Source organism: Microbulbifer pacificus (assembly GCF_033723955.1).
In the GTDB taxonomy this organism is placed as follows: Bacteria; Pseudomonadota; Gammaproteobacteria; order Pseudomonadales; family Cellvibrionaceae; genus Microbulbifer; species Microbulbifer pacificus.
On the sequence record NZ_CP137555.1, the window covers coordinates 2,829,928 to 2,849,402 of the forward strand.

Below are 19,475 nucleotides of genomic sequence, written 5' to 3' on the forward strand. Positions count from 1 at the left end.
TACCCTCAGGCCGCAGGAGCGTCGAGGCGACGGTCGCGGCAAATTGGTATATCTTCGTTAAGCTGACGCGAATGTGCGTCCAGTAACAGAACTTAACCACGGACCGGCTCGCCTGGGCGTTTCCCGACCTCTGAGACGCGGTATCGACCGCTGGTGGATGCAGCCCGGGTGCGACCGCGGTGAAATCACTTACAAACAGGGCATCGGCGGGAATGGGGCAGGATTCAGCGCACTACAGGTCGCGTGCATCGCACACCGCACAGCCCCGGGCCTGGAAGCGCGCCTGTCACCAGTGCGACCTGCTGCTCACCCGCGACCACGCGCCGGTTGGCCAGCGCCTGATCTGCCCGCGCTGCGGGGCCACCCTGCACCGCAATATGGAGCGCAGTGTCGCCCACACCGCGGCCCTGAGCCTCAGCGGCCTACTGCTGTTTGTCCCCTCTGCTACCCTGCCGCTGCTGGAGTTCTCGCTGTTTTCATTTGGCGCCGAAAATACCCTGCTGAACGGGGTGCAGGCGCTGTTTGCTGCCGGTTACCTGTGGCTCGCCTCGCTGGTGCTGTTCTGCAGTGTGATTGCACCGCTGGGCAAGTTTCTGTTGCTTGCATTTATCAGCTGGGGCAGCGCCTGGGCTTCACTGGCAAAGCCGGTGGCGCGGGCGCTGCGCTGGTACCTCCACCTGCAGGAGTGGGGCATGCTGGATGTGTACCTGCTGGGGATTCTGGTGGCGCTGGTGAAAATGTCGGATCTGGGCAAGATGTCGGTGGAGCCCGGGCTTTACTGTTTTGTGGCGATGATGGTGGTATCGAGTGCCGCCACCGTGTCATTTGACGCGGAAACCGTGTGGGCGCGGCTCGCCCGTCGCGCCGCCGCTGCGGGCAGTGAAAATGACCCGGAGGCGGTACAGTGAACCGACCGGCGCGCGCCCTGTCTCATGGGTTCTGGACCTGCCTCGGCTGTCGCCAGCTGGTGAAAGTGTCCCGCGAAACCCGCACCTGCCTCTGTCCCCGCTGCGGTGCGCGCATGCACGGGCGGGTGGACGGCAGCATCATGCTGACCTGGGCGCTCACGATTACCGGCGCCCTGTTGTTGATTCCGGCCAATATCCTGCCGGTAATGACGGTGATCTACCTGGGTTCCGGCGATCCGAGTACCATCATCGGCGGAACGCTGGAGCTCTACCACAACGGCCTGTGGGGGATTGCCCTGATTGTATTCGTGGCGAGTATCGCGGTGCCGGTAATGAAGCTGGTGGGGCTGGTGATCCTGTGCCTGATCGTGCAGTTGCGGCTCAATGTGGCGCCGCGCCAGGCGATGCGGATCTACCGGGTGGTGAACGCGATCGGCCGCTGGTCGCTGCTGGACCTGTTCATGATTTCCATTCTGGTGGCGCTGGTGGATATGGGCGCCATTGCCGAAGTGGCTGCGGGCGCCGGCAGCACCGCCTTCGCCACCGTGGTGGTGGTCACCATGTTTGCGGTGCGCGCGTTTGACCCACGTTTGATATGGGATGTTTACGAAGAAAAAATGTCGGCAGTTGAGTCTGAGAATACTGGCGCGAGTCATCAAAACCACAACGGGGAGCGCGCATGAGCGACGCGTCGATGGGAAACGACGCCCAGCCTGAAGGTATCGCGCGCCGCAGCCGCGGGCTTTCGCTGGTGTGGCTGTTGCCCCTGATCGCCGCGCTGATCGCGGTGTGGCTGCTATACAAGGATTTCACTCAGGGGGATATTCGCGTCACCATCCTGTTTTCCAGCGGCGACGGCCTGGTGAAGGGCAAGACTGCGGTTAAGTACTCCGGGGTGGAAATCGGCGTAGTGAATGATTTCCGCCTGGTACAGAGTGCCAGGGAGCTGAATGGCCAGGACGGCGTACTGGCGGAGGTCACCTTCAATCGCAGTGCCGGCTACCTGCTCACCAAGGGCAGCAAGTTCTGGGTGGTCAAACCGGAAGTGTCGCTCACCGGGGTGCGCGGGTTGGAGACGCTGGTTTCCGGCAACTATATCGCGGTCGAACCGGGCAGCGGTCCGGCCCAGAGGCACTTCGTTGCGGTGGCGGAACCGCCGGCCTATGTGCGCGGCGATGGCTTGCGCATTACCCTCAAATCCCCGCGCCTCGCCTCCCTCAACCGGGGCTCACCGGTGTATTACCGCCAGTTGGAAGTGGGGCAGGTGGAGAGCTATCACCTGGCGGAAGACGCCAGCGAGGTGGATATCAACCTGTACATCCGCCGCGAGTACGCAGATCTGGTGCACCGTGGCAGCCGCTTCTGGAACACCTCCGGGGTTTCGATTCAGGGCGGGATCAGCGGGGTCAATGTAGAACTCGAATCCCTCGCCTCGCTCATTGCCGGCGGGGTGAGTTTCTATACCCCGGATGCGCAGCAGCATTCACCGCTGGCGGTGGATGGCAACGAGTTCAAGCTGTACAAAAGTTTTGCCGACGCCGACGCGGGCATTCCGATCACACTCAATTTTGATCGCGGGGTCAGCCTCGCCGAGGGTTCCACCCAGGTGATTTACCAGGGGATCAAGGTGGGACAGGTGAGCAGCGTCAAGGCCAACAAGAGTATCAATGGCATGGAGGTGAGGGTGTTGATGGACCCCACCACCGACGACCTGTTGAGTGAAAACACCCAATTCTGGCTGGCGCCGCCGACGCTGGATTTCTCTTCCGGGGTCAACGACCTGCTCAAGGGCAACCGCATTGAAGTGGACCTGCGTCGCGGTCAGCGCTCGGTGCGGGAGTTCGACGCCCACTCGGTGCCGCCGCCGCGGGATCCGCGGGTGCCGGGTTTGCACCTGACACTCACCGCGCGCAATACCGGATCGCTACAGCGCGGTGCCTCGGTCTACTACCGGCAAATGGAAGTGGGGCGGGTGCAGGGTATGGCATTGAAGGAAGATGGCTCCGGGGTCGAGGTGTATGTGGTCATCGACCCGCCCTACGCCTATCTGGTGAACAACGAGAGCCGCTTCTGGAATGTGAGCGGCCTGCGCGCCAGCGCCAGTCTCAAGGGGATCGAGGTGGAAACGGATTCCCTATTGTCGATGGTGCGCGGCGGCATTGCTTTCGGCAGTGGGCCCCACGACAGCAAGAGTGCCGGCCAGGCAATGAATGGCGACAGCTTCCAGTTGTATGCCAGCCGCGACGACGCCATGGAAGAGGGGATCAATATCTATATTGACCTCAGCGGCGACGAGGGGCTGAAAGTGGGCGCACCGCTGCGCTATCGCGGTATCCAGGTGGGGGAGATTACTGCCATGCGCCTCACCCTCGACCTCGACGGTGTGCGGGCCAGGGCGCGCCTCTACCGACGCGCAGAGCGTTTCGCCCGCAGTGGCACCCGCATGTGGGTGGTGGGGCCGAAAATCGGCCTCGGCGGTGTCGATCATCTGGATACCCTGGTGACGGGCCCCTTCCTCGAGCTGGAGCCGGGTGCCGGCGGCGAGCCGCAGACGGATTTTGTCGCCCTCGCCGCGAAGCCGGAACCGGATCTGGCGGACACCATGATGATGCCGGGACTGGCGCTGATTCTGGACGCGCCGCGGCGCGGTTCTTTGAAGCGCGGCAGCCCGGTCTATTACCGCCAGGTACAGGTGGGTCAGGTGACCGGCTACCAGTTGGGGGAACTGGCGGACCGGGTTTACATCTATGTTTATATTGAGCCGCAGTACCGCACCCTGGTACGGGAGCACTCCAGGTTCTGGAATGCCAGCGGGATGGAGGTCAATTTCGGTGTGATGACCGGCCTCGATGTACACACCGAGTCCGCCCAGGCACTGCTCGCCGGCGGCATCGCCTTCGCCACCCCGAACAATCCGGAGATGGGCCTTGAGGTAGAGTCCGGCAGCCACTACCCGCTCTACGGCAAGCCGGACAACGAATGGCTGCTGTGGAGCCCGAAAATCGAGCTGTACCCGGCACTGGAAGAAAATTTCAAATAAGTTGCGGATCTCGCAGGCGGGATCCCACGCAATTTCAAGATGATTCACACAAGAACATTCAAGAAGGAACAACGGATGCGCAATGCAAGCACAGGCCTGAACGTCACCAGCCTGCTGACAGGATTTGTTTTGTCCCTCGGGCTCGCGGGCTGCGGCACCCCGACACAGATAGACCGCATCGAATCGCGCAGCGCGCCGGTCAGCTTCCAGACCTACGCCTGGGGCACGGAGGCGCTGAGTGGTGAATCCGGCGCACCCGCGCAGCTGGTGGAACTGGATGCAGAGCTGCGCCAGGTGGTGGGAGCAGTGATGCTGGCGCGTGGATATCGCCAGGTACAGGGGGCCGACCATGCGCAGATGGTGGTGGATTACCAGATTGCGATTGTCGAGGAGGAGTTCGCGGGCGATCCGAAAGACGAAAGCTGGGACGCCCAGTTCGACAGCAATGCCCAGCGCGGCGTGGTGGAACTGCCCGCCCGCACCGGCGCGCCGCGGGTGACCCTGTCGGTGGGTATCGGTCCCCAGCACGGCATGCCCATCTGGGGTGGCAGCGCCACCAAGCTGATGGTGCGCCCGGAAGACAAAAACGAGCGCCAGCGCATCCTGAACAATGCCGTCAACGAACTGCTCAGGGACTTGCCGCCAGCAGCCTGATACAGTTGGCCCGAGAATACTTCCAATAACGGAATTTCCAATAACGGATCGGCAGGGACGCCGTCCTCGCAACCCAATAGCGGGAGAACATATGGCTTCACTGCGCAAACTCTTTTCCGTGGCCGCCCTAGGCCTGCTCGTGATTGTAGGTCTCGGCGGTTGTGCCGCTCCCAACCCGGTAGCCGTCGACTACGACCCTGGCTTCAAGTTCGCCAACCTCCGCAGTTACTACCTGCTGGATACCCTGGCCAACGGCCCGGTTTCCCCGTTTGAAAGCAAGCGCGCCAACCAGGCGGTAGACGAAGTGCTTCGTGGCAATTACAGCCCCGCCGCCAGCCGCGAAGAGGCGGACTTCCTGGTTAGGGTGCAGCTGTTGAGTGCCGACAAGATGGCGGTGTACCAGGACCCGTTCAGCATCTACGGCGGCTACCGCTACTTCGGGTTTGGCTGGCGCGCGCCGCTGCGGGTGCACGAGTACCGCGAGTCCACCCTGATCGTCGACGTGCTGTCGCCGGATGAAGCGCCGTTGTGGCGGGGCAGCATGCCGTCCACCGCTGCGCGCCACGACTCTCCTGAGCAGCAGATGTTCCGCCTGCGGGAAGAGGCGGGCATGATCCTGGCGCGCTTCCCGCCCTACAACGACGTCGGCTACGACTGAGTCGGGCGCGGATCTGTCTCGATAAGGAATTCCATGAGTGACAAAACGGATTTGAAGCCGCCGTTTACCCGCGGCGCGGTGGATATCATTTCCCGCAAAACCGTGTACGACGGCTTCTTCAAAATGCACAAGTTGCGCCTGCGCCACCGCCTTTATCGCGGAGGCTGGGGCGGAGAGATGGAGCGAGAGCTGTTCGTGCGTGGCAATGCGGTGGGGGTGCTGCTGTATGACCCAGAGCATCAACTGGTTGCCCTGACCGAACAGTTCCGTATCGGTGCGCTGGAGCGCGAGGGCGGCCCCTGGTGCCTGGAAGTGGTGGCGGGAATGGTGGAGGAGGGGGAATCCCTCGAGGACGTCGCCCGCCGCGAACTACAGGAAGAAGCGGGGCTCGAGGTGCAGGCGCTGCACTTCATCCGCAGCTACCTGCCCAGCCCCGGCGGCGCCTGCGAGCGCATGCACCTGTTCTGTGGCTGTGCGGATCTGCGGGATATCGAGGGCTACTTCGGTCTCGCCGACGAGCACGAGGATATCCGCCTGCGTGTGTTTCCCCTGCAGACGGTGCTGGATGCGGTCAACCGTGGGGATGCGGCCATCGACAACGCGGCCAGTATCATCGGCCTGCAGTGGCTGCAGCTGAATCGAGAACGCCTGGGCGGGTAATATTCCCCTGTATTTGCCAAGGGGAAATTTGCGTCAAGTGACCCGCCGGGCCCTACAATTCGCCGATTGATACCGCGAATGCGGCGAATCGCGGACAATTTGAGAGATCAATCACGGCGCGGACTTAACAGGAGTGTCGATAATGGCGGTACCAGCAGACACAGGCCGCAGCAGAATTTCCGTTCAGGCCCGCACGGGTGTGGGCACAGGAACGCGGGGGAGTGTGCGAGAGCGCTACCGCGTCGACTTGCCGGATTATCACGCTGATTGCGACGCCAATTACCTGCGCCTGTGCAAACTGATGCCGGAGTTCGAGAGCAATCACTGTTGGCGCTATCAGGTGCCCGGCGGCACCCTGCAGGTCGCAGTGCTCGAGCGCAGCCGCTACACCACCGAGGTCTGTCTGCAGGCCTCCGCGGACGCCGCGGCAAAAGTTGATGCTGGAAAGGACAAAAACTGGCTGCGGCCGCCGCCCATCACCGTGCGTATGTACCACGACGCGCGCATGGCGGAAGTGGTGGCGGTAGATGGTCAGGGGCCGGTTGGGGGGGATGGGTTGAACTTCAGCTACCCCAACCCGGCAATGCACAAAGAAGATGAACGCCAACAGGTAAATCGCTATCTGAGCGAATGGTTGGCCCACTGCCTGGCAAATGGCCGCGTCGACGTCGACCTCACCTTTGGTGACCGGAGACGTTGAACGCATGCCGGGCATCGCACAGATGACACGGATGTTTCGGCAAGGTGAGAAAGTGAAGATCGAGGCAGTACAACCGGCAAACCGGCTGATCCAGATAACCGACCCCCATATTGGTGGCCGGCCGGATTACCAGTTGCTGGGCCTGGATACCGGCCACACCCTGGAGGAAGTTCTCCGCACCATTGCCGCGATGCCCACTCAGCCCGAACTTATGGTGGTGACCGGCGACGTTTCCGCCAACGGCTCCGAGGCCGCCTACCGCCGCTTCCTGCACAAGATGCAGGCTGCCACCTGCCCCTGGTACTGGCTTCCGGGCAACCACGACAATCCCCAGCGCATGGACGAGATTGCGCCAAAGCGGCGCCCGGAACTGGTCGCCCTCGGCAACTGGCGTCTGTTGCTGCTGGACACCAGCGTGCCCGGGCAAATTTCTGGTGGCTTCAGCCCCGCGGAACTGGCGCGTATTGAAAAGTTGATCGACGCACACCGCGAATACCCGATCATGCTGACGATGCACCACCAGCCAGTCCCCGTTGGCAGCCACTGGATCGATGGTCATATGCTGAAAGAGGGGCGCGAGGCCTTTGTCGACCTGATCCAGCGCTCCGATAATGTCCGCGCCGTATGTTGGGGCCACGTGCACCAGCAGTTCGACTGCCGGCTCGGCCCGGCGGGCCTGCACGCGACCCCCTCGACCTCGGTGCAGTTCACCCCCGGCAGCGGACCCTTTGCAGTAGACAGCGAAATGCCCGGCTATCGCTGGTTCGAGCTGCATGACGACGGCAGTTACGAGACCGGCGTCGAGCGGGTCGCCATCGCCGAATACAGTGTCGACCTGGCATCCTCCGGCTACTGATACCAGCCCACCAGATACCGCTCGCTAGCCGATTCTCGATCTATCCCTGACTTTCGTGACTCCACAGCCTGTTCTTTACTTTAGAATGGCACCGGAATCCGCGGTTGTGTGGTACCGGATTCGGACAGCGGTGTGAGATATTGTGCCGGCCGCTTGTACAACACCCAGTAACAGGAAGTGAGGTCACCATGCAGACAATCAAAAACAAATTGCTGTCCCCGCTACTTCTTTCTCTGGCGCTGCTGGTCGGCTGCGCCCAGCAGAGCAGCGTCAACCCCAAGGATGCCGAAGACGGCCTGCTGCCGCGCCAGACGGGGCTCGATAGCGTCAGTGCCGCCTACGCCTTCGACCTCAGTGGGGCCAAGGTCTACCTTGAGCCGGTGGCTGTCGCCTACAGCAAGCGCTACCCCACCCCCGGTTCGCCGCTGCGCGCGGAAGATTACGAACTGAGCGAGAAAGACCTGGCGCGACTGCAGGAACTGATGGGGGAGACCCTGAGCGAACGCTTCCTCGCCCCGCGCCAGAGCCTGTTGGTAGCGGATAAAGCGGAGGCAGACTTTGTCCTGCGGATGGACCTGAGTCGCTTTGCCCTCGGCGCACCCCTGGATCCCCAGCCCTGGTTGTGGCGTGTTTACACCGACCAGAGCGCCTACGGCGTGCTTTCCGGTGAGCTGCAGGACAGCGACGGCAACGCGGTAATGCGCTTCAGCGACCGCCGTGATATTGGCGACAATTTCAGCGGTATGGGGTTCGCCGGGCGTATGGACCGCTTTACCAGCGTCACCTTCTGGCACGATATGAAAGTCGACCTGCGGCGCGCCTTCGCCAGCCTGGACGAATCCCTGCGCTGAATCGCCGTATCGGGGCAAGCCGCCGGTACATAAACTGGCGGCACCGCTATAATCCCCACCCATGTCAGAACCACAAAACCCAACCAGTGAACGTCCGCTGCTGATCTATCTGCACGGTTTCCTGTCCTCTCCGCAGTCCTTCAAATGCCAGCTGCTGAAAGACTGGCTGCAACAGTCGCGCCCGGAAATCGTGTTCTATGCGCCGTTGATCTCGCCTTACCCCGGCGAGGCGGCGATGGCGCTCGGGCAGATGCTGCAGGATTTCCGCAGCAACCACCGCGGCCCCATCGGCCTGGTGGGCAGCTCCATGGGGGGCTTCTGGTGCACTTGGCTGGCAGAACAGCACGGATTGCCCGCGGCAGTGATCAACCCCGCGATCAAGCCCTCCCGCTTTATGCCCGGCTATGTGAACCAGGACCTGAAACCCTACAGCGGCGAGATGCACACCTATCGCCTGCGCCCTGCAGATGTGGATAACATGCGCAGGCTTGAAGCCTCGATTCCATCTGTGCTGCAGGGGCGCTACTGGCTGCTGGCGCAGCGCGGCGACGAGACCCTGGATTGCCGTGACGCCGAGCAGTTCTACGCGGGACAGCAGCAGACCATCGAAGACGGCGGCGATCACAGCTTTCAGGGATTTGCCCGCTACACCGAGGCACTGGTAAATTTCCTGTTTCCGACGAATTGAAAATCACAAAGCAGTACGGCGAATAATAACTTTATGGCCAATTACTCAGCAGAAGACATTGAGGTATTGACGGGGCTCGACCCGGTGAAAAAACGCCCGGGCATGTACACCGACACCACTCGTCCCAACCATCTGGCCCAGGAAGTCATCGACAACAGTGTCGACGAAGCCCTCGCCGGCCACGCCAAGAAAATCGAAGTGGTGCTGCACAAGGACCACTCCATCACCGTCAGCGACGACGGTCGCGGCATGCCGGTGGATATCCACCCGGAACAGGGCCGTCCCGGGGTGGAAGTCATCCTCTCCACCCTGCACGCGGGGGGTAAATTTTCCAACAAGAACTACCAGTTCTCCGGCGGCCTGCACGGTGTGGGTATTTCGGTGGTGAACGCCCTGTCCAAGGTGCTGGAAGTCACCATCCAGCGCGAAGGCCAGGTACACCGCATCGGGTTCCAGAACGGCGACAAGGCCTCAGATCTCGAAGTCATCGGCGAGTGCGGTAAGCGCACCACCGGCACCAGCGTACGCTTCCTGCCGGACCCGCAGTATTTCGATTCCTTCAAGTTTTCCGTGCCGCGCCTGCGCCATCTGCTGCGCGCCAAAGCGGTACTCTGCCCGGGCCTGAGCGTTACCTTTATCAATGAGCAGGACGGCGAATCCGATCAGTGGTATTACGAGGACGGCCTGAAGGACTACCTCGCTGCAGCAAACCAGGGCTGGGAAGTGCTGCCGGCGGAACCGTTCGTGGGCAGCTTCAGCGCCACCACCGAAGCCGCGGACTGGGCCGTGCAGTGGCTGCCGGAGGGCGGTGAGGTTGTCGCCGAATCCTACGTAAACCTGATCCCCACCGCCCAGGGCGGTACCCACGTCAACGGCCTGCGCGCGGGCCTGCTGGACGCGATGCGCGAATACTGCGAAATCCGCAATCTGCTGCCGCGCGGCGTTAAGCTGGGACCGGAAGACATCTGGAACCAGTGCAGTTACGTATTGTCCGCCAAACTCGCCGATCCGCAGTTTTCCGGGCAGACCAAGGAGCGCCTGAGCTCCCGTGAGGCCACCGCGTTTATTTCCGGCGTGGCCAAGGATGCGTTCGGCCTGTGGCTGAACCAGCACACCGAAGAGGGTGACAAGCTTGCGGAGCTGTGCATCAACAATGCACAGAAACGCCTGCGCTCGGCGAAAAAGGTCGCGCGCAAAAAGGTCACCCAGGGCCCCGCACTGCCGGGCAAGCTCGCCGACTGCTCCAGTGGCGATGCCACCCGCTCCGAGCTCTTCCTGGTGGAAGGGGACTCCGCGGGCGGCTCCGCCAAGCAGGCGCGCGATCGCGAATTCCAGGCCATCATGCCGCTGCGCGGAAAAATCCTGAACACCTGGGAAGTGGATTCCAACGAAATCCTCGCGAGCCAGGAGGTGCACGATATCGCCGTCGCCCTCGGCGTCGATCCCGGCAGCGACAATCTCGAAGGCCTGCGTTACAACAAGATATGTATCCTCGCCGATGCCGACTCCGACGGCCTGCACATCGCGACCCTGCTATGCGCGCTGTTCCTGCGTCACTTCCGCCCGCTGGTTACCAACGGCCACGTGTATGTCGCCATGCCACCGCTGTTCCGCATCGATATCGGCAAGGATGTCTATTACGCGCTGGACGACGCCGAGCGCCAGGGCATTCTCGACCGCATCTCCGCGGAGAAAAAGAAAGGCAAACTCCAGGTCACCCGCTTTAAAGGCCTCGGCGAAATGAACCCGCTGCAACTGCGGGAAACCACCATGGACCCCAACACCCGCCGCTTGGTACAGCTGTATATCGATGCTGGCGATGACAGCAACCAGTTGCTGGATATGCTGCTCGCCAAGAAACGCGCCGGCGACAGGAAACAGTGGCTGGAGTCGAAAGGCAACCTCGCCGAAGTGAGCTAAACCGAACACAAAGCCCCATGAAATGGGGCTTTGTTGTTTCTGTCTAGCCAAAAACGAATGTCGGCGGGATTAGTGTCGTCGGTACTACGATTAAAATCGTTATGTGTAATCGCGTATGAAGAAACTTCCCATTTTGCTAATTTCGTTGATTGTTGCCTCCTGTAGCATCCCTGTGACTTACAGCTTCTTCAATAATAGTGGAAGTGTTCAGCTGGTCGTCATTGAAGATAAATCAATACAAATAAAGGATGGAAAGTCCGAATATATAAAGGGCGCAGAATACGTGGAGTTTTCTGTAAGCTCAGAGAAGGCTGGCCATACTTACTCTGTTCAAGGTGTCCCCCTTTCAAAAATCATATGGCGTGGTTGGGGGCCATTCTCAAAGCGTGTATTTTATGTTCAGCTAGAACCAGACGGTAAAGTTTGGGCTACTGATTCTAAGGATCGCGTAGAAAAATTTAGTGAACAGCCAGAAGGCTTTCCACTTGCACCAAATACATAACATACGTTTTTAATCGCCGCGAAGACACGGCTGGGACGGTCTGCGCTATGCTCCACCCGTCTCTAAACCGAGCGTTATGTGTAATCAGATATTAAATTAAATTTAAAAATATAAGGAATAGTTATGGAACAGATGGTTGCAGTAGGTACATTTTTAGGTGGGCTGGGGCTCTTGCTTTTAAGCTTTGGGGTATTTTGGCTGGGCTCGTTGTATAAGCAGGCAATAGAAAGCTCTAAGTAATATCTTTCGGAGGCTTCAAGAAGGCCGATATTAAAATTCAGCTGTCCTTGAACGTCCATGGAAGACGCGCGCCTAGCTCTGGGGTATCTCACAATAATTCAAGGCAGCAAGGGCTGGCCCTCACCTACGACAGATATCATCAAACCAAGGTCGGAGACCCAGAAAAATGCATCCAATTGCCCGTTTCCGCCCAGCTACACCTGAAGATGTAGATGCGGTGGTTCCCCTGATCTACAGTTCCGGGCCGGATGCGTTCAATTATGTATTTTGCGTTCCGCAAAAAGCGAGTGCCCAAGACTTTTTGCGCGCGGCATTTCTCGGTGGCGATACACAGTTTGGTTGGCGCAATCATAGCGTGGTCGAACTCGATGGGTGTGTGGTCGGTGTTGGGGCGGCGTGGGGAGCCGAGCAAACGCTACGTTTTAGCCTGCAGGCGGTTAGGCGATTCTGGCGTATATATGGCTGGCGCCATGTGTTGGGCGTTTTGGTGCGCGGATTGCGCACGGAGTCGGTCATTCGTCCGCCACGCCCCGGCTGTCTGTACGTCGCGCATCTTGGTGTTGCGCCGGAATATCGCAGTCAAGGACTGGGCCATGCGCTGCTGCACTGGTTTGCCGAGCGCGGACGTGCAGCATATCGGACGCTGGCGCTCGATGTCGCGGTGACCAATTCACGCGCTCAAGCGCTCTACGAGAAGCTGGGGTTTCGCGTATGCGCGGAACGCCCCTCGACCTTGAGCAACGCGCATGGTTTCGTTCCTGGCGCGAGTTACATGGAGCGGCCGAACGCTAACTAGCTACCGTCGCGCTAGGTGCCTGCTGAGCGCCAATAGCGTGAACGGCCGAAAAATTCACGCAAGCTGAACCCGTTTCGCGGGTCGGCTTAATTCAGTAGTTAGACTTTTAATTCAATTGCGAACAGGCCAGTGGAAAACAAATCCAGTTTCGACGCAGTCCTTTTCCGGCCTGTGAGCGCAGATGGTGCAAGCTCGTGGGCATTTGTACTCCTGCCGAAGGCTGCCAGTGAAAAACTCCCGCGACGCGGCAGGACAACGGTTGAGGGCACGATCAACGGCTATGGCTTTCAGGCCACACTGGAGCCAGACGGGAAGTTGAGCCATTGGCTGCGGGTTAGCCAAGAGCTTCAGGAGGCCGCTGGTGTCGCTGTCGGGGATACCATCTCTCTGGAGATCCAGCCAGTGGAAAAAGAACCCGAGCCCGAAATTCCGTCAGATCTTGCAGATGCGCTTGCTGCCAATCCAGAAGCGCATTGTATTTGGAAGGCGACCACCACGATTGCGCGGGTGGACTGGATACATTGGATCACCTCTGCCAAGCAATCCAAGACCCGTGCTAAACGTATCGGTGATACGTGTAACATGCTTGCGGAGGGAAAAAAGCGGGTTTGTTGTTTCGATCCCTCGGGTTTCTACAGCAAGGCGTTGCGCGCGCCCGAACACGAATAGGCCGCGCGCATGCCTGCATTTTTCAGTGTCTCCATAGGCACTTAGCAAATTTATTCCGGGTTTATTCCGGAATTGGTGTGGCGCGGTCGGCACCCAGTTGCGGATCGCTTTTCTCGCCTTTTACCATCCAGCGACCGAGGGCGACCAGCAGGAAGCCAATGGGAAACATGATCACGCCGTAAATCGCGGAGGGGATGGACATCTCGCTGGATTGCAGCAGTGTGAGTGTCACCATCAGTCCCAGGGTGCCATTTTTGATGCCGAGTTCCGTGGCGATGGCGATACCTTCGCGTTTTCCCAGCCCTACCAGTTTTGCACTCAAAAGTCCGAGTCCGATGCCGAGCAGGTTCAGGGCAATGGTTCCGGGGCCCGCCTGAATCATCAGGTCGAGGAAGCGATCGCGAATTCCATACACGATAGCAACCACCAGTGCCGCCAGCACCACACCGCCAAAGATACTCACCACACCTTCCGCGCGGGTGGCGAGGGAGGGGCGGAACCACTTGATGAGCATGCCAATGGCGACCGGCAGCAGTACGATCAGCGAAAGCATCAGCACGGTCTTCACAAAGGGCAACTCAATCGCCTGCTGGGTGCCGTAGTGCAAACCCAGGGCATAGTTGGTGAAGATCGGCAGGGTCATGATGGTAATCAGGCTGGCGGAAATCGTGAGCACGATGGAGAGCGCGACGTTACCGCGCGCCAGCAGGGTGAACAGGTTGGAGGTGGTGCCGCCGGGGCAGGCAGCGATGATCACCAGTCCCACCGCCATCGCCGGGGAAAGTTGCAGTGCCCAGGCGAGGGCAAAGGCTGCCGCGGGCATCAGCAGAATCTGGGTGATGGTACCCAGGATCAGGCCGGCGGGTTTGACGGTGACCTGGTGAAAATCACGTGCGGTCAGGGTCATGCCAATCCCGATCATGATGATGAACAGGGAAATAGGCAGGCCGATAGAGATCAGCGGGCTCGATTCCATGGGGCGCTCCGATAATTATTTTTAGATCTTTTTGTATATAGCCCAAATGGATGGGCACATCGCTTCAGGCATTCTAGAAAACGTGCTTGGGGCGAGAATGTCAACAAGTTTACGTTTGGGTAGATGCAGAATGACTGCAGAGGAGGTGAGCGTGTTAAAGGGGATAGCGCGGGTGGCGCCATCCCCACGTTTCGGGTCGTTCGCTAACAGCTCGAGACTGATTTCCCGTATTTGGTTCTCAATGCAAATTCAGGCTGTAGCGCACCATGGTGTAGTCGCGGGGGTCCGACTTGCAGTTGAATCCCAATTCTCTCGCCACATGATCGATGGCAGCGTTACTGGCGGATTCAATGGAGTAGATTTCATCCAGGCCATCCAGCTTGGCGGCATCTACCAGCTCCTGCAGCAGGAATTTATCCAGCTCGGTTTTCTGCCATTCATCGGCGACCACAATCGCACATTCACAGGTGCGGCCATCTGGATCACAGGCAAAGTTGGCTACGCCCACCGCGTGCTGCTTGCCACTTTCATCTTTGCCCAGCGCAATAAAGGCCTCGTGGCGGGAATCGTTGTCGGTCAGTATCTTGATCAACTGCCGGCTGACCTGGCCGATACCCCCCAGAAAGCGCATGCGACTGGTGTCTGCAGAAAGGTGCTCAATCAGCTCTTTTTCCAGGGCGCCGTCAGATGGTTGTACTGGGCGAATGAGAACCTGTCGACCGTCCGTGAGTGTGTAGTGTTGTTCTTCCCAGACCGATGTGGATTCAGATGTGGGCCCAGAGCGCCCGCGCATCGTCGTGCCTGTCATGTTGTTACCCTCCCCGTTGTGGTTCGATCGGTTTTCATGCGAATAGCCATAAAGTTGCACTGCTTGCGGCCTGTATCAAAGGCTATGGTGAATGACCGGTAATACCCAAGATTCGAAGACTGGCGCCCACGCCGTTGGCCGAAATAGTGCACGCGACGCATCACTGAAGTTAAAACTGGGCAGTCTGTTGCACTGTGGTATAGTGCCGCGGCTGGCACTAGCGCCAGTTGCGTCATCTGTAGGCTGGAATGTTTTCCGGCTCATTTCTGGAACACTGTGCTCAACAGTGTGTCTGAACCCTATCTACTGAATGCCGCACCGGGTCGAATTGGAATTTTCGACCACAGCCTTTGGCGGCAACCTGAGCTCACCCGTAGCACAGTAGAGTTTTCTGCTTCTACCTGGCGAGTTACCCGAATTTTTACCCGGCTGCTTTGTGTGGTTTAGAACCAGGCACCGGTCATCTGCAAGAAGAACCGTTATGTTGTTTGAAGATCTCGGCCTTGTGCCGGAAATTGCCCGCGCCGTTGCGGAGCAGGGCTATACCCAACCTACCCCGATTCAGGAGCAGGCGATTCCTGTGGTGATGCGCGGTGGCGATGTCATGGCCGCGGCCCAGACCGGTACCGGCAAGACTGCGGGCTTCACCCTGCCACTGCTGCACCGCCTGTGTGCGGGCGAGCGCGCGCGCAATAACCAGGTGCGCGCGCTGGTTCTCACGCCCACCCGCGAGCTGGCGGCACAGGTATTCGACAATGTGCAGAGCTATTCCAAGTACCTGCCACTGCGCCACAGCTGCGTATTCGGTGGGGTGAAAATCAACCCGCAAATGATGCGCCTGCGCGGCGGTGCGGACATTCTGGTGGCGACCCCGGGCCGTCTGCTGGATCTGTATAACCAGCGCGCGATCAAGTTCGACCTCCTGGAAGCGCTGGTGCTGGACGAAGCCGACCGCATGCTGGACATGGGCTTTATTCACGACATCAAGAAAATCCTGAAACTGCTGCCGGAGCGACGCCAGAACCTGCTGTTCTCCGCGACCTTCTCGCCGGAAATCCGCGCCCTCGCCAAGGGCCTGGTGAAAGACCCGGTGGAGATCGACGTAAGCCCGCGCAACAGCACCACCAAGACCGTGCAGCAGAAGCTGCACCCTGTGGATAAGTCGCGCAAGACCGCGCTGCTCAGCCACCTGATCCGCGAAAACAACTGGCACCAGGCACTGGTGTTCAGCCGCACCAAGCACGGTGCCAACCGTCTGGCACAGCAGCTGGAAAAGGACCGCATCACCGCTGCTGCCATTCACGGTAACAAGAGCCAGAATGCGCGCACCAAAGCCTTGGCGGATTTCAAAAGCGGCAAGGTGCAGATTCTGGTGGCGACAGATATCGCCGCCCGCGGTATCGACATCGACCAGCTGCCGCAGGTAGTGAACTTCGACCTGCCGAATGTGCCGGAGGATTACGTGCACCGTATCGGCCGCACCGGTCGCGCCGGCGCGAGCGGGCAGGCGGTTTCACTGGTTTCCGCGGACGAGATCAAGCAGCTGCGGGATATCGAGAGGCTGATCCAGAAGCCGATTGAGCGCGAAGAGGTGGAGGGCTTTGAGCCGGATCACCAGCTGCCGGAGTCCGGTGGCAAGATCGGCAAGGGCAGCCAGGTGCGCCGCGGCGGCAACCCGCGTCCGCAGTCCGCTGGCAACGGCAGCTCTACCGGGAATGGCAAGCCGTCCGGCAATCGTTCGGGCAACCGCTCCGGTAATCGCACTGGAAATGGCGGCGGCGAGTCGCGCGGTGGCAATGCCAATGCCCGTTCCGGCAACCGCTCTGGTGGCAATAACTCCGGGGGTAATACGTCCGGTGGACAAAACCGCAATCGCAACCGCAGCGCCGATGGTCAGGGCGAGAATCGCTCCCAGCCGAACCGCCGCAGGCGCAGCCCGCAGCGCCGTCCGGAAACGGCCTGAGCGTTGAACATATAGAAACAAAAAAGGCGATCACTGATCGCCTTTTTTGTTGTCGCCAACTTTCAGTCAGCGTTTCGCCTGATTGGCAAAGTAGTCCAGGGTCAGCTGGGTAATGGCCCTGGTTCCCACCTTGAGCGCATCCTCTTCCACATAGAAATTCGGCGAGTGGTTACTGGCCGCCGTGGCAGGATTGGTGCCCTTCGGGGTTACACCGAGGAAGTAGTAAAAACCCGGGATCTCGTTGGCGAAAAACGAGAAGTCTTCCGCGCCCGTCACCTTGGGCACTTCGATCACATTGTTTTCGCCGGCGGCTTCTCTCAGCACCGGAACCACAGCTGCGGTCAGCTCGCGGTCATTTACGGTGACCGGATACCCTTCCAGAATTTCCACTTCCGCTTTGGCGCCGCTGCTGTCCGCGATTTTTTCCGCAGTGACTTTCAGGCGTTTGAAAATTTCCTGGCGGTTGTCCATGTCGAAATTGCGGATGGTGCCATTCAGAAACACGCTGTCGGGGATGATGTTATTGCGCACGCCGCCATCGATCTTGCCAAAAGACACCACCGCAGGTTCCTTGGTGATATCGATCTGGCGGCTGACAATGGTCTGGGCGCCCACAATGATCTGCGCGGCGGCAGTGATCGGGTCCACGCCGCCCCAGGGGCGGGAGCCGTGGGTCTGGCGCCCCTGCACATTGATGCGGAATTCGTCGGAGCTCGCCATCAGCGGACCGGAACGATACCCGATCACGCCAGCGGGCAGGCTGGATGACACGTGCTGGCCAAAGGCCACCGCCGGTTTGTATTTCTTGAACAACCCTTCCTTCAGCATCAGCTCTGCACCGCCTTCCTCGCCATCCGGCGCGCCTTCTTCTGCGGGCTGGAAGATAAACAGCACGTTGCCAGCGAGTTCATCGCGCATATCTGCCAGCACCTGCGCAGCGCCCATCAGCATCGCTACGTGGGTGTCGTGGCCGCAGGCGTGCATCACGCCGACCTGTTCGCCGTTGTATTCGGTCTTGGCCTTGGAGGCGAAGGGGATATCCACACGCTCGGTCACCGGCAGTGCGTCCATATCCGCGCGCAGTGCCACCGTGGGGCCGGGTTTGCCGCCCTTGAGGAAGCCGATCACCCCGGTGTGGGCAACACCGGTCTCCACTTCGATACCGAGGGATTTGAGATGTGCGGTGACGTACTTGGCCGTTTCGAACTCGCGGTTACCCAGTTCCGGGTTCTGGTGCAGGTGACGGCGCCATTCGATGACCTTGCTTTCAGTCTGTGCCAGTTGTTTGTCGATATCGGCAGCCTGTGTGTGGACCGCGACGGAGGCGGCGGCGAGGGCGAGAGAGAGCAGTGTTTTTTTCACGGCAGATTCCTGAAGGGTTTTATATAAGTTTTTCTGCGTTGCAGTGCATGGCCGTCATCAAGGAAACCATGCACTGCGGCGGGAATCAATCCTTGTGCGCGATTACGGATTTCACCCGCTCGGCAAAGTCTGCAACACCCCGCTCGGTGCGCCGGACCTTCTGGATGGTGCCGTCGTCATTGAAGTACAGGTATTCCGCGGCGGAGTGACGCTGGCGTTTCTCACAGCTGGATGCGGCTGTATCCAGCCAGCGGTGGTAAAACAGCAGCCACTGCCCTTTGTACTCGACGATGGAGTGATGGTTGTTGCTGTTGTGCTCTTGCTCCATAAACACCCCCTGGTACTGCCAGGGACCGGCGGGGGAGTCGGACATGTAGTAGGCGAGGGCGCGGTTGTTTTCCGGCATGGTGAAGTAGTACTTGTCGCCGCGCTTGAAAACCCAGGGGCCTTCCATTTTCGGCTCGTAGCCGCCCATATCCATTTTCTGGAAAGCGCCCCTGATACTGCGCATATCTTCGGCCATCTCGACCACGTAGTAATCGAAGTTGGTGCCGTGGAAGTACAGGTAGGCCTTGCCGTCGTCGTCTATAAACAGTGCCGGGTCGTTGGCGTAGGGCTCGCGCCACAGGGGGGCGCCGATGGCATCCTTAAACGGGCCGGTGGGGGAGTCGCTCTCCGCGATGCCGATGCCCATCCATTTGGTGCTTTTCTCGGGGTTAACACGGTCCTTGTGGCCACTGCCGGCGGGGAACACAAGATAGTACTTGCCGTTTTTGTACGCGGCGTCCGGCGCCCAGGCGTAGTTGTCGGCCCAGCTGAGGTCGTCGACCGACAGCACCGCACCGTGATCTTTCCAGTTCACCAGGTCTTCCGACGAGAACACGTGCCAGTTCTTCATCCAGAAATCTTGCTGGCATTCCTCGTCGTGGGAGGTGTAGAGATACATCTTGCCGTCCTGCCACACGTGCGCGGACGGGTCTGCGGTTTTGATGTCGCTGCCGAAGTTCAGGGGGTTCTGTGCGTGACTGGCGGTAGCGCCGATCAGCAGGGAAAGCAGGGCTAGCCGCAGTGTGTGTTTCTTCATGGGGTACTCCTTCATCGCCGCCGGGCGACGGTCAGGCCGTTTATTGTTTTGGTCTGGCCGATTCTACAGGGTGAAGGAACGAATGGAACCTTGGATCGGGTACGCGGAAGGGCGCTGAAACGGAAAGAAAAGGTGAAGCA

The 19,475-nt window shown here is 59.8% G+C and carries 19 protein-coding genes; 15 read left to right on the forward strand and 4 right to left on the reverse strand.

Annotation, left to right across the window (positions count from 1 at the left end; genetic code table 11):
* Positions 1 to 212: 212 nt before the first annotated feature.
* The 14 genes from R5R33_RS12170 to R5R33_RS12235 all read left to right on the forward strand — a co-directional run bounded on the left by R5R33_RS12170 (position 213) and on the right by R5R33_RS12235 (position 13,142).
* The gene (locus R5R33_RS12170) at positions 213 to 908 is read left to right on the forward strand and encodes a paraquat-inducible protein A (RefSeq protein WP_318952972.1); all 696 of its coding nucleotides are present in this window, start codon (positions 213 to 215) and stop codon (positions 906 to 908) included.
* Positions 905 to 1,591 (forward strand): paraquat-inducible protein A, encoded by a 687-nt coding sequence (locus R5R33_RS12175; protein WP_318952973.1) that lies wholly within the window; start codon positions 905 to 907, stop codon positions 1,589 to 1,591. The genes R5R33_RS12170 and R5R33_RS12175 overlap by 4 nt, the downstream gene beginning before the upstream one ends.
* Positions 1,588 to 3,948 carry a PqiB family protein gene (locus R5R33_RS12180; RefSeq protein ID WP_318952974.1) on the forward strand — a complete coding sequence of 787 codons (2,361 nt, stop codon included), beginning with the start codon at positions 1,588 to 1,590 and terminating at the stop codon, positions 3,946 to 3,948. Before R5R33_RS12175 ends, R5R33_RS12180 begins: the two co-directional genes overlap by 4 nt.
* A gap of 75 nt (positions 3,949 to 4,023) precedes the next feature.
* Positions 4,024 to 4,602, forward strand: coding sequence for a DUF4136 domain-containing protein (locus R5R33_RS12185; protein ID WP_318952975.1), 579 nt, complete (start codon positions 4,024 to 4,026; stop codon positions 4,600 to 4,602).
* Positions 4,603 to 4,693: 91 nt separating this feature from the next.
* Positions 4,694 to 5,260, forward strand: a complete 567-nt coding sequence (locus R5R33_RS12190) for a DUF4136 domain-containing protein (RefSeq protein WP_318952976.1) — start codon at positions 4,694 to 4,696, stop codon at positions 5,258 to 5,260.
* A gap of 33 nt (positions 5,261 to 5,293) precedes the next feature.
* On the forward strand, positions 5,294 to 5,920 hold the full coding sequence (locus tag R5R33_RS12195; protein ID WP_318952977.1) for an NUDIX domain-containing protein: 627 nt from the start codon (positions 5,294 to 5,296) through the stop codon (positions 5,918 to 5,920).
* Positions 5,921 to 6,062: 142 nt separating this feature from the next.
* Positions 6,063 to 6,620, forward strand: a complete 558-nt coding sequence (locus R5R33_RS12200) for a DUF1249 domain-containing protein (RefSeq protein WP_318952978.1) — start codon at positions 6,063 to 6,065, stop codon at positions 6,618 to 6,620.
* Positions 6,621 to 6,672: 52 nt separating this feature from the next.
* Positions 6,673 to 7,476 (forward strand): phosphodiesterase, encoded by an 804-nt coding sequence (locus R5R33_RS12205; RefSeq protein WP_318952979.1) that lies wholly within the window; start codon positions 6,673 to 6,675, stop codon positions 7,474 to 7,476.
* A gap of 188 nt (positions 7,477 to 7,664) precedes the next feature.
* The gene (locus R5R33_RS12210) at positions 7,665 to 8,327 is read left to right on the forward strand and encodes a hypothetical protein (RefSeq protein WP_318952980.1); all 663 of its coding nucleotides are present in this window, start codon (positions 7,665 to 7,667) and stop codon (positions 8,325 to 8,327) included.
* Positions 8,328 to 8,388: 61 nt separating this feature from the next.
* The gene (locus R5R33_RS12215; RefSeq protein ID WP_318952981.1) at positions 8,389 to 9,015 is read left to right on the forward strand and encodes a YqiA/YcfP family alpha/beta fold hydrolase; all 627 of its coding nucleotides are present in this window, start codon (positions 8,389 to 8,391) and stop codon (positions 9,013 to 9,015) included.
* A 33-nt stretch (positions 9,016 to 9,048) separates the two neighbouring features.
* Entirely contained in the window at positions 9,049 to 10,935 is a 1,887-nt protein-coding gene (parE, locus tag R5R33_RS12220) for a DNA topoisomerase IV subunit B (protein WP_318952982.1), read from the forward strand.
* Between the two features lie 115 nt (positions 10,936 to 11,050).
* Complete coding sequence (locus R5R33_RS12225) at positions 11,051 to 11,437, forward strand: hypothetical protein (protein ID WP_318952983.1); 387 nt, start codon at positions 11,051 to 11,053, stop codon at positions 11,435 to 11,437.
* Positions 11,438 to 11,843: 406 nt separating this feature from the next.
* A complete protein-coding gene (locus R5R33_RS12230) occupies positions 11,844 to 12,473 on the forward strand; it encodes a GNAT family N-acetyltransferase (protein WP_318952984.1) in 630 nt (209 codons plus the stop codon).
* 129 nt (positions 12,474 to 12,602) lie between these two features.
* Entirely contained in the window at positions 12,603 to 13,142 is a 540-nt protein-coding gene (locus R5R33_RS12235) for a YdeI/OmpD-associated family protein (protein ID WP_318952985.1), read from the forward strand.
* Between the two features lie 61 nt (positions 13,143 to 13,203).
* On the opposite strand, the gene R5R33_RS12240 is transcribed toward R5R33_RS12235, so the two are convergent.
* A complete protein-coding gene (locus R5R33_RS12240) occupies positions 13,204 to 14,118 on the reverse strand; it encodes a bile acid:sodium symporter family protein (protein ID WP_318952986.1) in 915 nt (304 codons plus the stop codon).
* 238 nt (positions 14,119 to 14,356) lie between these two features.
* The gene (locus R5R33_RS12245; RefSeq protein ID WP_318952987.1) at positions 14,357 to 14,926 is read right to left on the reverse strand and encodes a GNAT family N-acetyltransferase; all 570 of its coding nucleotides are present in this window, start codon (positions 14,924 to 14,926) and stop codon (positions 14,357 to 14,359) included.
* A 481-nt stretch (positions 14,927 to 15,407) separates the two neighbouring features.
* Between R5R33_RS12245 and R5R33_RS12250 the strand changes: the two genes are divergently transcribed.
* Positions 15,408 to 16,889, forward strand: a complete 1,482-nt coding sequence (locus R5R33_RS12250; RefSeq protein ID WP_318952988.1) for a DEAD/DEAH box helicase — start codon at positions 15,408 to 15,410, stop codon at positions 16,887 to 16,889.
* A gap of 66 nt (positions 16,890 to 16,955) precedes the next feature.
* On the opposite strand, the gene R5R33_RS12255 is transcribed toward R5R33_RS12250, so the two are convergent.
* Entirely contained in the window at positions 16,956 to 18,251 is a 1,296-nt protein-coding gene (locus tag R5R33_RS12255) for a M20 family metallopeptidase (protein ID WP_318952989.1), read from the reverse strand.
* 85 nt (positions 18,252 to 18,336) lie between these two features.
* A complete protein-coding gene (locus R5R33_RS12260; protein ID WP_318952990.1) occupies positions 18,337 to 19,335 on the reverse strand; it encodes a family 43 glycosylhydrolase in 999 nt (332 codons plus the stop codon).
* Positions 19,336 to 19,475: the final 140 nt, after the last annotated feature.